This window comes from Leclercia sp. W17 (assembly GCF_003336325.1).
In the GTDB taxonomy this organism is placed as follows: domain Bacteria; phylum Pseudomonadota; class Gammaproteobacteria; order Enterobacterales; family Enterobacteriaceae; genus Enterobacter.
In genome coordinates this window covers 4,100,773-4,114,536 of the sequence record NZ_CP031101.1, presented here as the reverse complement: position 1 = coordinate 4,114,536, position 13,764 = coordinate 4,100,773, and the positions used below count along the sequence as shown (strand labels likewise).

Below are 13,764 nucleotides of genomic sequence, written 5' to 3'. Positions count from 1 at the left end.
CATCAGGTGACTGGCATTTTTTCATTCAGATAGTTGATCATGGCTCGCATTCTGGCTGGCATATGTTTGTTACGCGTCCAGAGCAGCCATAAATCGCCCGAATAGCTACTGATAAACGTCCACTCCGGCAGAACCTGTACAATTTCCCCTTTTTCAAGCGCCTCACGCGCCGTAAACAGCGGCAAACTCCCGATACCTACATGGTGTTTGACCGCATCCAGCCGCACGCCCGTGTGGTTAGCCGCGTAGCGGCCGTGCGTCTGGACAATCTCCGTTTTTCCCTGCGAGGTAAATTTCCAGCGTGAATCGGCCGGGGTTTCACCGAGCGAAATACAGCTATGCCCCCGGAGATCGTGCGGATGCTGAGGCGTGCCTGCGCGACGAAGGTATTCTGGCGTCGCGCAAATAATATGGGTTACCGGCATCAGCGGTTTTCCGTACAGGCCTGGCGAAGGGGTATCGGTGATCCGTAATGCCAGATCGACACCGTCATCGATCAGATCCATGTAGCGATCTTCCAGGCGCAGGCAGATATCTATTTGCGGATAGCGCGCCAGGAATGCCGGCATCAGCGGATGGATCACGAACCGTCCCACGGCTTTCGGTACGCTTATCGTGAGCTTTCCCTGCGCAATGGTTTGCAGACTGCTGCCGGAATCCATTGCCTGTTGTGCCGCGTCCAGCATATCCAGGGCATGTTCATAGACCGATTTTCCGGTTTCGGTAAGTGCCAGCTTGCGCGTGGTACGGTTCAGTAATTTACACCCCATTTCCTTCTCCAGGCGTGAAACACAACGGCTGATCGCCGAGGGGGTCGCGCCCGTAATACGGGCTACGGTGGAAAAATTGCCGTGTTCAACGATGGTCACGAAGGTTGCGAGATCGGGAAGCAGTGCAGGTTTCATTTGTGCATACCAGGCAAGAGTGCATTGTTTGAAAGGCCAATTATCGATGCTTAAGTGATGAATATACTGTCAGGGTACAGAGGAGAACAACCATGACAGAACGACTTTATTACACCAGTGAAGCGACAGAAGGCCGCGCGAAAGTGATCCGTTGCACTGAAGAGGCGGATGGCCGTTACGCCGTCGAGCTGGATCAAACCCTTTTCCATCCGCAGGGCGGCGGACAGCCAGCAGATCGGGGCTTCATCGCCGGGATCGCGGTGGAGAGCGTGAACCTGCGTGGAGAGCAGGTCATTCACATTCTGGCCCGGCCGCTTGTGCCAGGCGAGGTGGACATTCAGGTGGATAAAAGCGCGCGGGTGCGACATTCCCGCTGGCATAGCGCAGGCCATTTGATCGGTTATGCCGGTGAGCGATGCGGTTGGGAACCGGTAAAAGCCCACCACTGGCCCGGTGAAGGACGTATTACCTTTACGGCCCGGGACCTTAAGAGCGCAATGCCTGATGCCAGCGCGCTAATCGCCCTTATCAACGGCTGGAAAGCGGACAATCTGCCCCGTCATACAGAAATGGAAGCGGGCAGGCGCAAGGTTCGCTTTGGCGATCTTCCGGCTTATTCGTGTGGCGGAACGCATGTTAGCCAACTGGCGGAAATAGGTGAAATGGAGATCCTGGGGATGAAAATAAAAAAAGGGCAGCTGGTGGTCACATATGCCCTTCACGAGCAGGCGTAACTGGAGTGTGATTAACCCGACAGAGCGGAAGGCTTGAAAGGAGGTGGAGCTGTTAATCCTGTAGGCTTGCCATGTTGTCCTGCCCGGGCCGGAGATAACCTCCTGCCCCCTACGCTGGCGGTGCATGAATCGTGCGGTTTTCGCTGACGCCTATGTTTTTTACTGATATCTGACCCGTTTTATCATTAAATTCTAATTATCGGCGTTTTCAGATGGCGGCAATCTTGCTGGCTGGTTACTCTGGAAGCGATTTACATCATTTTAACGTAAGAGAATAACTATGCATGATGCACAGGTCCGTGTCGCAATTGCGGGCGCGGGTGGCCGTATGGGCCGTCAGTTAATTCAGGCTACGCTGCAGATGGACGGCGTTGCGCTTGGCGCCGCGCTGGAGCGCGAAGGCTCTTCTTTATTAGGCGCGGATGCCGGTGAGCTGGCAGGCGTGGCTAAGACGGGCGTCACCGTGCAGAGCAGCCTTGATGCAGTAAAAGATGACTTTGACGTGTTTATCGATTTTACGCGCCCGGAAGGCACGCTGCATCACCTGGCGTTTTGCCGCCAGCACGGCAAGGGCATGGTGATCGGCACCACTGGTTTTGACGACGCGGGCAAACAGGCGATTCAGGATGCGGCGAAAGTCATCCCCGTCGTATTTGCGGCCAACTTCAGCGTGGGCGTGAACGTGATGCTCAAGCTGCTGGAGAAAGCGGCGAAGGTGATGGGCGACTATACCGATATTGAGATCGTTGAAGCTCACCATCGCTACAAAGTGGACGCACCGTCAGGTACGGCCCTGGCGATGGGCGAGGCGATTGCCCAGGCGATGGATAAGGATCTGAAAGCGTGTGCCGTCTACACCCGTGAAGGTCATACCGGTGAACGCGTCCCGGGCACCATTGGTTTTGCCACGGTGCGTGCCGGTGACATTGTAGGCGAACATACCGCGATGTTTGCCGATATTGGTGAGCGCGTTGAAATCACCCATAAGGCTTCCAGTCGTATGACTTTTGCAAATGGGGCTGTTCGTTCTGCTGTTTGGTTGAAAGGCAAAAAAAATGGTCTTTTTGACATGCGAGATGTGCTCGATCTTAACAATTTATAATCATGGTTACCCTTCGTGATGTGGTTATTGCAGTCGTAATTAATTGATTGCAGAGGGCAATATTTTATTGCCCTTTAATTTTAACATTCTTAACGTAATTACTAAGCTAAACCTCTATAATTCTTCTTTTTGTCCTCTGTTTTTGTTTCATTCTTGTGAATTTTGACCAAATGGTCCACTTTTTTGGACCGCAACGGCAGTTCTAACAATAAAATGGGTTCGCAAGCGTTTTCCCAAGTGATTTAGTTGATCTTTTTGCCCGTTAACAACTCTCTTTCCCACCAGTGGCATAAAAACGACAGACAAAACCCACTTTTTAAGTTGACTTTCCCCTGCTAAATCTCCAGAATGCCGCCGTTTGCCGAAAATCCACTGGCAGCAGATTTGCATTGATTTGAACCTTGGTTATGAATTAATATGCAAATAAAGTGAGTGAATATTCTCTGGAGGGTGTTTTGATTAAGTCAGCGCTATTGGTTCTGGAAGACGGAACCCAGTTTATCGGTCGGGCCATTGGGGCAACAGGTTCGGCGGTTGGGGAAGTCGTTTTCAATACTTCAATGACCGGTTATCAAGAAATCCTCACTGATCCTTCCTATTCCCGCCAAATCGTCACTTTAACTTATCCCCATATTGGTAATGTCGGCTCTAACGCCGCTGATGAAGAGTCCTCCCAGGTACATGCACAAGGTCTGATCATTCGTGACCTGCCGCTGATTGCCAGCAACTACCGCAATACCGAAGACCTCTCTTCTTACCTGAAACGCCATAACATCGTGGCGATTGCCGATATCGATACCCGTAAGCTGACGCGTCTGCTGCGTGAAAAAGGTGCCCAGAACGGCTGCATCATCGCTGGCGACAATCTGGATGCGGCTCTGGCGCAGGAAAAAGCCAAAGCCTTCCCGGGTCTGAACGGTATGGATCTGGCAAAAGAAGTGACCACCGCTGAGTCCTACAGCTGGACGCAGGGGAGCTGGACGCTGGCTGGTGAACTGCCGGAAGCGAAAAAAGAGGAAGAGCTGCCGTTCCACGTGGTGGCCTACGACTACGGCGCCAAGCGCAACATCCTGCGTATGCTGGTGGATCGCGGCTGCCGCCTGACCGTTGTGCCGGCCAAAACCCCGGCAGACGAAGTACTGAAGATGAACCCGGACGGGATCTTCCTCTCTAACGGCCCGGGTGACCCGGCACCGTGCGACTACGCTATCGACGCGATTAAAACTTTCCTTGAAACCGACATTCCGGTATTCGGCATCTGCCTCGGCCATCAGCTGCTGGCGCTGGCGAGCGGTGCGAAAACCGTGAAGATGAAGTTCGGTCACCACGGTGGTAACCACCCGGTGAAAGATATCGACAACAACACGGTAATGATTACCGCACAGAACCACGGTTTTGCCGTCGATGAAGCCTCCATGCCTGCCAACCTGCGCGTCACGCACAAGTCGCTGTTCGATGGCACCTTGCAGGGCATTCATCGTACCGACAAACCGGCGTTCAGCTTCCAGGGACACCCGGAGGCAAGCCCAGGCCCGCACGATGCCGCGCCGCTGTTCGATCACTTCATCGAACTTATCGAGCAATACCGTAAGACTGCTAAATAATCAGGAGCCGAGAAGACCATGCCAAAACGTACAGACATAAAAAGCATCCTGATCCTTGGCGCTGGCCCGATTGTTATCGGCCAGGCCTGTGAATTTGACTACTCTGGCGCCCAGGCGTGTAAAGCCCTGCGTGAAGAGGGTTATCGCGTTATCCTGGTGAACTCCAACCCGGCCACCATCATGACCGACCCGGAAATGGCCGATGCGACCTACATCGAGCCGATTCACTGGGAAGTGGTACGCAAAATCATCGAAAAAGAGCGCCCGGATGCGGTACTGCCAACCATGGGCGGCCAGACGGCGCTGAACTGTGCGCTGGAGCTGGAGCGTCAGGGCGTGCTGGAAGAGTTCGGCGTGACCATGATTGGTGCCACCGCTGACGCGATTGATAAAGCAGAAGACCGCCGTCGCTTCGACGTGGCAATGAAAAAAATCGGCCTCGACACCGCGCGTTCCGGCATTGCACACAATATGGAAGAGGCGCTGGCGGTTGCCGCTGACGTGGGTTATCCGTGCATCATCCGTCCTTCCTTCACCATGGGCGGCACCGGCGGCGGTATCGCTTACAACCGTGAAGAGTTCGAAGAGATTTGTGCCCGAGGTCTGGATCTTTCTCCAACCAACGAGCTGCTGATTGATGAATCGCTGATCGGCTGGAAAGAGTACGAGATGGAAGTGGTGCGTGATAAAAACGACAACTGCATCATCGTCTGCTCCATCGAAAACTTCGATGCCATGGGCATCCACACCGGTGACTCCATCACCGTGGCGCCCGCCCAGACCCTGACCGACAAAGAGTACCAAATCATGCGTAACGCCTCGATGGCGGTACTGCGTGAGATTGGCGTCGAAACCGGCGGCTCTAACGTGCAGTTCTCGGTTAACCCGAAGAACGGCCGTCTGATTGTTATCGAGATGAACCCGCGTGTATCCCGCTCCTCTGCGCTGGCATCGAAAGCCACCGGCTTCCCGATTGCCAAAGTGGCGGCGAAACTGGCGGTAGGTTACACCCTCGACGAGCTGATGAACGACATCACCGGCGGGCGTACTCCGGCCTCGTTCGAACCGTCTATCGACTACGTTGTGACCAAAATTCCTCGCTTCAACTTCGAGAAATTTGCCGGCGCTAACGACCGTCTGACCACCCAGATGAAATCTGTCGGCGAAGTGATGGCCATTGGCCGCACCCAGCAGGAGTCCCTGCAGAAAGCGCTGCGCGGCCTGGAAGTGGGCGCCACCGGTTTCGACCCGAAAGTGAGCCTGGATGACCCGGAAGCGCTGACCAAAATTCGTCGTGAGCTGAAAGACGCGGGCGCCGAGCGTATCTGGTATATCGCTGACGCTTTCCGTGCGGGCATGTCCGTCGATGGCGTCTTCAACCTGACCAACATCGACCGCTGGTTCCTGGTGCAGATTGAAGAGCTGGTGCGTCTGGAAGAGAAGGTGGCAGAGCTGGGTATCAACGGCCTCGACGCTGACTTCCTGCGTATGCTGAAGCGTAAGGGCTTTGCCGATGCGCGTCTGGCTAAACTGGCGGGCGTACGCGAAGCGGAGATCCGCAAGCTGCGTGACCAGTACGACCTGCACCCGGTCTACAAGCGCGTGGATACCTGTGCGGCAGAGTTTGCGACCGACACCGCCTACATGTACTCCACCTATGAAGACGAGTGTGAAGCGAACCCGTCCGTTGGCCGCGACAAAATTATGGTGCTGGGCGGCGGTCCAAACCGTATCGGCCAGGGCATCGAGTTCGACTACTGCTGCGTACATGCCTCCCTGGCGCTGCGTGAAGACGGTTACGAGACCATCATGGTTAACTGTAACCCGGAAACCGTCTCGACCGACTACGACACCTCCGACCGCCTCTACTTCGAGCCGGTAACGCTGGAAGATGTGCTGGAAATCGTGCGTATCGAGAAGCCAAAAGGCGTTATCGTGCAGTACGGCGGCCAGACTCCGCTGAAGCTGGCCCGTGCGCTGGAAGCGGCAGGTGTGCCGGTTATCGGCACCAGCCCGGACGCGATTGACCGTGCAGAAGACCGCGAACGTTTCCAGCACGCCGTTGACCGTCTGAAACTGAAACAGCCGGCTAACGCCACCGTCACCACCATTGAGCAGGCGGTTGAGAAGGCCAAAGAGATCACCTATCCGCTGGTGGTGCGTCCCTCCTACGTGCTGGGTGGCCGCGCAATGGAGATCGTCTACGACGAAGCCGACCTGCGCCGCTACTTCCAGACGGCGGTCAGCGTCTCTAACGATGCGCCAGTCCTGCTGGACCGCTTCCTGGACGATGCGGTAGAAGTGGATGTGGATGCCATCTGCGACGGCGAAAGGGTGCTGATTGGCGGCATCATGGAGCACATCGAGCAGGCGGGCGTGCACTCCGGCGACTCCGCATGTTCTCTGCCAGCCTATACGCTGAGCAAAGAGATTCAGGACGTAATGCGCGAGCAGGTGCAGAAGCTGGCCTTCGAGCTGCAGGTGCGCGGTCTGATGAACGTGCAGTTTGCGGTGAAAGACAACGAAGTCTACCTGATTGAAGTGAACCCACGTGCGGCACGTACCGTCCCGTTCGTCTCCAAAGCCACCGGCATCCCTCTGGCGAAAGTGGCGGCGCGCGTGATGGCTGGCCAGACGCTGGCGCAGCAGGGCGTAACCAAAGAGATTATCCCGCCGTACTATTCGGTGAAAGAAGTAGTGCTGCCGTTCAACAAGTTCCCGGGCGTTGACCCGCTGTTAGGGCCAGAGATGCGCTCTACCGGTGAAGTCATGGGCGTGGGCCGTACCTTCGCGGAAGCGTTCGCCAAGGCGCAACTGGGCAGCAACTCCACCATGAAGAAACAGGGTCGTGCGCTGCTCTCCGTGCGCGAAGGCGACAAAGAGCGCGTGGTGGACCTGGCGGCCAAGCTGCTGAAGTATGGCTTTGAGCTGGATGCGACCCACGGCACCGCGATTGTGCTGGGTGAAGCGGGCATCAACCCGCGTCTGGTGAACAAGGTGCATGAAGGTCGTCCGCACATTCAGGACCGTATCAAGAATGGCGAATATACCTACATCATCAACACCACCGAAGGGCGTCAGGCGATTGAAGACTCCAAGCTGATTCGCCGCAGCGCGCTGCAGTACAAAGTGCATTACGACACTACCCTGAACGGCGGTTTTGCAACAGCGATGGCGCTGAACGCGGATGCCACCGAGAAGGTTATTTCTGTGCAAGAGATGCACGCGCAGATTAGCAAGTAACAAGCCTGTTATCGTAGGCCCGGTAAGCGAAAGCGACGCCGGGCAAACGGCGGGTGGCGCTTCGCTTACCCGCCCTACGATGGCTGTCTCCCTCTTCAGAACCTTCTGCTTTCTCATCTCCCATCAGTCAGTTAGCCTAAAATTATCAGGTCGATAATTAAATCCAACTGAAAAGCAGGGAGAACACCATGCGAAAGAATCTTTTGCTGACTTCAATTTTTACTGCCGCAGCACTGTTCACCGTTGCAGGTTGTTCGTCTAACCAGGCGGTGAAAACTACTGACGGTAAAACCATCGTCACCGACGGAAAACCGCAGGTAGATGACGATACTGGAATGATGTCTATTGATAATGCCGAAACCGGTCAGACGGAACAGATTAACCGTGATCAGGTGAAATCCATGGGTGAACTGGATAACTGATAAAAAAATGCAGTGGCCTGCGCCACTGCATCGGTTATTGCGGTAACAGGATTACCAGCGGTGATTTAACAGGATATGACCGCCATAGGCGTCGTAGCTGTTTTCACCCCATTCACCGCTGGCACGCAGTGAAATCAGAGTGGTTTCGTTCAGCTTGCCTGTTACGCCCAGCTCCAGCTGCGCCCGATCATCCGGCGTATCGTTGCTGAACGCTTCGCCGTTAAAGGCGATATCGTTCTGCCCGGCGCCTTTCAGCCAGTTGACCGCGACGTAAGGCTGCCACGCCTGCACATCTTTCTGGTCAAAGTAGCTGGTTTTCACCCCAACGCGGCCAAGTACGCCGTCATTATCAAGGGTGGAGATCCGTACGCCATCGGCATCCTTGTGATTTTCCTGATCCAGATAGCTATAGATAGCCTGGATTTGCGGCTCGATTTTCCAGGTTCTTTCGTTTTCAGAGGCAACCACCCAGGCATGGCCCATTTCGATTGACGCGGCGAAACCGTTGCTGTCATAGGATTCGCTGCTGCGCTTATCGCCATTCACCGTATTGTGATACCAGCTAAACGCGGTCCAGGTATCGATATAGTTGCCTGTGCGTAATGCCGGATCTTCCTGCCAGGTAGCGTACAGCCCGACGTTCACACCATCGACTTTACCCTGCGCGCTACGGGAGTTGTAGCGTGCTGTGGAGTCGGTTTTCGCCTGACCTGCACCGAACATCATCCCGGCGTGCAGCACCCCTTGATCCATCTGCTTACTGATAAAATCACTACCGACCTGCATAACGAGCTCGGTCGTGTCGTAGTTCACTTTGCCGCCAGCGATATCGTTATCGTGATAACGGCCTTTGACATACATCCAGGTATTCAGATCCTCGCCATTGCGCAGGGTCAGCTGATCGCGGTCGTCACGTTTATGCAGGAACATATTCTGAGCGGCAAGATAGTTACCCAGGTAAGCACCGACTTCCGGCGCCATCACCTCTGGAACGTCAGGCGTATTATCCCCGCCATTATCGTTGTTGCCGCCGTTGTTGCCGTTGTCGCCATTGCCGCCGTTATCGCCGTTGCCGCCATTGCCGCCGTTGCCGCCGTTATCGCCGTTATCGCCGCCGTTGTCATTGTTGTCGTCTCCACCGTCCTGGTTGTCGTCGGAAGGTGGGGTTTTGGATTCCAGATACCAGTTGCCATCACTCTTCTGGTTCAGGTTATATTCCCAGGCGCCTACAACGGCAGGTTTAGCTAAGGTAAATGCCGCCTCGGAATTGCCTCCTACGCTGATAATCTCGATCCCGTTAACGGTTTGCGCGCCGAGGCCACCAATGTTGCTGAGTTGAATGCCGGATGCGCCGGCGCTGTTGCCGGTGATAGTCAGGTGATCGGTACTTGAACTGTCATCACCGAGGATGCTATTCATTACGAGCTTGCTGCCGCTCACGCCGGTGTAATCGCCGTTGATGGTGAAGTTATTACCCACGTAGTTGTTGAGGCCGCTAATTTGCAGCGTGCCGCTGTTGGTAACGTTGCCGTTGATGGTGTTAGCCGTCGGAGAACTGGTCGCGTTGTTACCGGCTACGGCATTCCATGAGGCCAGCACGCCGCCGCTCAGGATATCGATATTATTATTAACAGTGCCTGCGCTGGCGAAAGTTGCGCCGTCGTCAACGGTAATGGTGGCCGTGTTGCCTGCACTGCCCAGGGTCGCGCCCTCGGCCACCAGCGTGGTGCCGCTGCTCAGTAGCGTATTGCCGGTGTAGCTGTTGTTGCCGGTCAGGGTCAGGATGTTAGCATCAGTTTTGATGACACTGCCTGTGCCGGTAATATCAGAAGCGAAGGTAGAATCCGAGCCCTGGTTAAAGGTGAACGTGCCGTTATTGGTTATAGCCCCGGTCAATGAGCCGGTATTCGTGCCATCACCCAATTGCAGCGTAGCGTCGTTGGCAATAAGGGTATTTCCGGCGCTATTTTTCACATCGCCTGCCAGCGTCAGTTTACCCGTGTTGACCTTAATCGAGTCGTCTGAACCGATCACATCGACATTGCCAGTCAGGGTCCAGTCAGTGCCGTCCATGGTTAGCGAAGCAAAGCCGTCATCTTCGTTCAGGCCGCGGAAGTTGCTGTCTTCCGAACCCTGGCCAATTAATATTAAAGTATTTGTTTTGGAATTTGTTGAGATGACATCGCCGTCCAGCTCAGATCCGGTATCCAGAGTCAGCATGTTGCTCTGGTTACTCTGAAATGTGATAGCGCTTTCTGAACCTTTTATCAGACCAGCATTACCGATCTTAAATCTGTGCTCACCGGTCACGAGGATGCCGTGTTCGGCACCTTCAATCGTCCCATTATTAGTAAGGGTGCTTTTACCTGCCGTATTAAGCTCTATACCATTTCCGGTGCTGCCTTTTAAAATGCCAGCATTTGTTATTGCGATACCTGCATCTGCAAAGATCGCTGTTTTACCTTCTATAGTGCCTGTCGAAGTATTATTGATGCCAAAGCTGTCTGAATCTACCAGAACCTGAATGCCCTTCTCTGCGCCAATAATTTTCCCTGCGTTATTTATTTCGCCATTCATGCTGTTGACGGTAATTCCGTTGGCAGCAGTAGATTCGATCAGGGCATTTTGTTGGTTAGCCAATTCAAAGTCTTGATTGGCTGTTGTGACATACATTCCGTCGCCCACACCAATCACATTTCCGCCATTTATGACACCGTCGATCAGGTTTCCACTGATAGTAACAGTGGGCGTGGCAGTGTTATTGGTAATGCTGATACCCTCAGGGATAATGTATGTATTATCTGATGAAAAAATCTGTGCGGTATCTGTTGAATCCTTAACTATGATTTCTGCGGAAACTATCAACGGAGTGAATGCGATTAACGCTGATAAGGATGGAAAAAGACTTTTTAATGATTTTGTCGTCTTATTTAATTGAGGGGTTTTGCTTTTCATTGCCACATCCATTTTGTGATAAAAGGATGTCTATTTTAATAAGGGGGTAATTTCTTGTAAATACTTGTTTTATAAGGATAATCATATTACTTAAAATTGAAATTATTGATTCTAAAACCACTTGTGTATATCAATTCATATTAAATGATGAATTAATTTAAAATTAATTGCTCAGTATTTTTTATTTTTACTGCCTTATTGATCTGTATTTTAAATATTATAATTTCAAATTATTTATTTGATGCAAAGTATAGCCTTCATCCTGGCACGGTTTGCCAATCCTTGCTGTTAAGCCTGGCGGCGGGACTGAGCCCTTCAAACGCTTCGCTTTCCTGACTACACTGACAGTCACAACAAGAAAGCAGTCTGCCCAGGTTAATCATGATACTCATTATTTACGCCCATCCTTATCCACATCATTCGCATGCGAATAAGCGAATGCTTGAACAAATAAAGACGCTGGAGGGTGTAGAGATCCGCTCGCTCTATCAGCTCTATCCTGACTTTAATATTGATATCGCTGCAGAGCAGGAGGCTATCTCCAGGGCCGATCTCATCGTCTGGCAGCATCCGATGCAGTGGTACAGCACACCTCCGTTGTTGAAACTGTGGATAGATAAAGTCTTCTCGCACGGCTGGGCGTACGGTCATAACGGCAGAGCGCTCAAGGGTAAAAGCCTGCTGTGGGCGGTGACCACCGGTGGCGGCGAAAGTCATTTTGATATCGGTTCCTTCCCCGGTTTTGAGGTGCTGGCGCAGCCGCTGCAGGCGACAGCGCTCTATTGTGGACTCAACTGGCTTCCCCCATTTGCTATGCACTGCACCTTCGTTTGCGACGACGAAACCCTTCAGGCGCAGGCGCGCCACTACAAACAACGTTTACTCGACTGGCAGGAGGCGCACCATGGATAGCCATACGCTGATTCAGGCGCTGATCTATTTGGGCGCCGCGGCGCTGATTGTGCCGGTTGCGGTACGTCTGGGGCTGGGGTCGGTGTTGGGCTATCTGATTGCCGGCTGCGTTATTGGCCCGTGGGGATTCCGGCTGGTCACCGATGCCCAGTCGATACTGCACTTTGCGGAAATTGGCGTGGTGCTGATGCTGTTTGTGATTGGACTGGAGCTGGATCCGCGTCGCCTGTGGAAATTGCGCGCCTCGGTATTTGGCGGCGGGGCATTGCAGATGCTGGCCTGCGGTCTGCTGCTGGGCGGATTCTGCATCCTGCTGGGTATGGACTGGAAAGTGGCGGAGCTGATCGGCATGACGCTGGCGCTTTCATCCACGGCGATCGCCATGCAGGCCATGAATGAACGCAACCTGACGGTTTCACAGATGGGGCGCAGCGCCTTCTCGGTGCTGCTGTTTCAGGACATCGCCGCCATTCCGCTGGTGGCGATGATCCCGCTGCTGGCCGCTTCCGGGGCGTCAACTACCCTGGGCGCCTTTGCCCTTTCGGCCTTGAAAGTGGTCGGGGCGCTGGCGCTGGTGGTGCTGCTGGGGCGTTACGTCAGCCGACCGTTGCTGCGTTTTGTCGCCCGCTCCGGCCTGCGCGAAGTGTTCAGCGCCGTGGCCCTGTTTCTGGTTTTCGGCTTTGGCCTGATGCTGGAAGAGGCGGGGCTCTCCATGGCGATGGGGGCATTTCTGGCGGGTGTTCTGCTGGCGAGCTCCGAGTACCGCCACGCCCTGGAAAGCGATATCGAGCCCTTTAAGGGGCTGCTGCTGGGGCTGTTCTTTATTGGTGTGGGGATGTCCGTTGATTTCGGGACGTTAGTCACCCATCCGCTGCGCATCGCCATACTGCTGGTGGGCTTCCTGGCCATTAAAATGCTCATGCTCTGGCTGGTGGCTCGCCCGCTGAAGGTTCCTGCGAAACAGCGGCGCTGGTTTGCAGTGCTGCTGGGGCAGGGGAGTGAGTTTGCGTTTGTAGTGTTTGGCGCGGCGAACATGGCGAACGTGCTCGATCCCGAATGGGCGAAGGCGCTGACGCTGGCGGTGGCGCTGTCAATGGCGGTGACTCCGCTGCTGCTGGTGGTGTTGACCCGTCTCGACGCTGCCAACAGTGGTCAACAGCACGAGGCTGATGAAATTGATGAAGAGCAACCGCGGGTCATTATCGCCGGATTTGGTCGCTTCGGTCAGATTGCGGGCCGTTTGCTGCTCTCCAGTGGGGTAAAAATGGTCATCCTCGATCACGATCCCGATCATATTGAAACCTTGCGTAAGTTTGATATGAAGGTCTTTTACGGCGACGCCACGCGCGTGGACCTGCTGGAATCTGCCGGGGCGCACAAGGCCGAAGTGTTGATCAATGCGATAGACGATCCGAAGAACAGCCTGCAGCTGGTTGAGCTGGCTAAGACCCATTTCCCGCATCTGAAAATCATCTCCCGCGCACGCGATATCGATCACTACATCAAGCTGCGTCAGACAGGTGTCGATGCCCCGGAGCGTGAAACCTTTGAAGGGGCGCTCAAATCCGGACGGTTGGCGCTGGAGAGCCTTGGGCTCGGGGCATATGAAGCCCGGGAGCGGGCCGATCTGTTCCGTCGCTTTAATATTGAGATGCTGGAGGAGATGGCTGAAATGGCGGAAAACGATGCCACATCACGTGCGGCGGTCGTTAAACGCACCAGCGCCATGCTGACCGAGATCATCAATGAGGATCGTAATCACCTCTCGCTGACCCAGCGTCATGGCTGGCAGGGAACGGAAGAGGGTAAGCATACCGGCGATCCGCAGGATGAGCCGGAGAGTAAACCTGTGGCGTGAAGAGGGGTTGCCAGCAAATATAAAAAATT

At 54.3% G+C, this 13,764-nt stretch carries 10 protein-coding genes; 7 read left to right on the top strand and 3 right to left on the bottom strand.

All coding sequences use genetic code 11. From position 1 onward, the window contains the following. Window positions 1-2: 2 nt before the first annotated feature. Window positions 3-905: a LysR family transcriptional regulator gene (locus DVA44_RS20410; RefSeq protein WP_114387975.1), complete on the bottom strand. Its 903-nt coding sequence runs from the start codon at window positions 903-905 to the stop codon at window positions 3-5. A 92-nt stretch (window positions 906-997) separates the two neighbouring features. Here DVA44_RS20410 and DVA44_RS20405 point away from each other — a divergent pair, with 92 nt between their 5' ends. Continuing rightward, window positions 998-1,639 carry an alanyl-tRNA editing protein gene (locus DVA44_RS20405; RefSeq protein ID WP_114387974.1) on the top strand — a complete coding sequence of 214 codons (642 nt, stop codon included), beginning with the start codon at window positions 998-1,000 and terminating at the stop codon, window positions 1,637-1,639. A gap of 280 nt (window positions 1,640-1,919) precedes the next feature. Beyond that, window positions 1,920-2,741 carry a 4-hydroxy-tetrahydrodipicolinate reductase gene (gene dapB, locus DVA44_RS20400; RefSeq protein WP_114387973.1) on the top strand — a complete coding sequence of 274 codons (822 nt, stop codon included), beginning with the start codon at window positions 1,920-1,922 and terminating at the stop codon, window positions 2,739-2,741. A 147-nt stretch (window positions 2,742-2,888) separates the two neighbouring features. On the opposite strand, the gene DVA44_RS20395 is transcribed toward dapB, so the two are convergent. Next, on the bottom strand, window positions 2,889-3,131 hold the full coding sequence (locus DVA44_RS20395) for a hypothetical protein (RefSeq protein WP_114387972.1): 243 nt from the start codon (window positions 3,129-3,131) through the stop codon (window positions 2,889-2,891). Window positions 3,132-3,196: 65 nt separating this feature from the next. Here DVA44_RS20395 and carA point away from each other — a divergent pair, with 65 nt between their 5' ends. The 3 genes from carA to DVA44_RS20380 all read left to right on the top strand — a co-directional run bounded on the left by carA (window position 3,197) and on the right by DVA44_RS20380 (window position 8,010). Continuing rightward, the gene (gene carA, locus DVA44_RS20390; RefSeq protein WP_114387971.1) at window positions 3,197-4,345 is read left to right on the top strand and encodes a glutamine-hydrolyzing carbamoyl-phosphate synthase small subunit; all 1,149 of its coding nucleotides are present in this window, start codon (window positions 3,197-3,199) and stop codon (window positions 4,343-4,345) included. 18 nt (window positions 4,346-4,363) lie between these two features. Then, window positions 4,364-7,588, top strand: coding sequence for a carbamoyl-phosphate synthase large subunit (carB, locus tag DVA44_RS20385; RefSeq protein ID WP_114387970.1), 3,225 nt, complete (start codon window positions 4,364-4,366; stop codon window positions 7,586-7,588). Between the two features lie 188 nt (window positions 7,589-7,776). Next, window positions 7,777-8,010, top strand: coding sequence for a YgdI/YgdR family lipoprotein (locus DVA44_RS20380; RefSeq protein WP_103178229.1), 234 nt, complete (start codon window positions 7,777-7,779; stop codon window positions 8,008-8,010). 51 nt (window positions 8,011-8,061) lie between these two features. Here the strand turns inward: DVA44_RS20380 and DVA44_RS20375 are convergent, their stop codons facing one another. Continuing rightward, window positions 8,062-10,965 carry an autotransporter outer membrane beta-barrel domain-containing protein gene (locus DVA44_RS20375; protein WP_114387969.1) on the bottom strand — a complete coding sequence of 968 codons (2,904 nt, stop codon included), beginning with the start codon at window positions 10,963-10,965 and terminating at the stop codon, window positions 8,062-8,064. Between the two features lie 381 nt (window positions 10,966-11,346). Here DVA44_RS20375 and kefF point away from each other — a divergent pair, with 381 nt between their 5' ends. Both kefF and kefC read left to right on the top strand, forming a co-directional pair. Beyond that, on the top strand, window positions 11,347-11,877 hold the full coding sequence (kefF, locus tag DVA44_RS20370) for a glutathione-regulated potassium-efflux system oxidoreductase KefF (protein ID WP_114387968.1): 531 nt from the start codon (window positions 11,347-11,349) through the stop codon (window positions 11,875-11,877). Further along, complete coding sequence (gene kefC / locus DVA44_RS20365; RefSeq protein ID WP_114387967.1) at window positions 11,870-13,735, top strand: glutathione-regulated potassium-efflux system protein KefC; 1,866 nt, start codon at window positions 11,870-11,872, stop codon at window positions 13,733-13,735. Before kefF ends, kefC begins: the two co-directional genes overlap by 8 nt. Window positions 13,736-13,764: the final 29 nt, after the last annotated feature.

Excerpts from the sequence above, each read along its gene's own strand:
- DVA44_RS20410 (WP_114387975.1), bottom strand. The coding sequence starts at position 905 with ATGAAACCTGCACTGCTTCCCGATCTCGCAACCTTCGTGACCATCGTT.
- DVA44_RS20405 (WP_114387974.1), top strand. The coding sequence starts at position 998 with ATGACAGAACGACTTTATTACACCAGTGAAGCGACAGAAGGCCGCGCG.
- dapB (WP_114387973.1), top strand. The coding sequence starts at position 1,920 with ATGCATGATGCACAGGTCCGTGTCGCAATTGCGGGCGCGGGTGGCCGT.
- DVA44_RS20395 (WP_114387972.1), bottom strand. The coding sequence starts at position 3,131 with ATGCAAATCTGCTGCCAGTGGATTTTCGGCAAACGGCGGCATTCTGGA.
- carB (WP_114387970.1), top strand. The coding sequence starts at position 4,364 with ATGCCAAAACGTACAGACATAAAAAGCATCCTGATCCTTGGCGCTGGC.
- DVA44_RS20380 (WP_103178229.1), top strand. The coding sequence starts at position 7,777 with ATGCGAAAGAATCTTTTGCTGACTTCAATTTTTACTGCCGCAGCACTG.
- DVA44_RS20375 (WP_114387969.1), bottom strand. The coding sequence starts at position 10,965 with ATGAAAAGCAAAACCCCTCAATTAAATAAGACGACAAAATCATTAAAA.
- kefF (WP_114387968.1), top strand. The coding sequence starts at position 11,347 with ATGATACTCATTATTTACGCCCATCCTTATCCACATCATTCGCATGCG.
- kefC (WP_114387967.1), top strand. The coding sequence starts at position 11,870 with ATGGATAGCCATACGCTGATTCAGGCGCTGATCTATTTGGGCGCCGCG.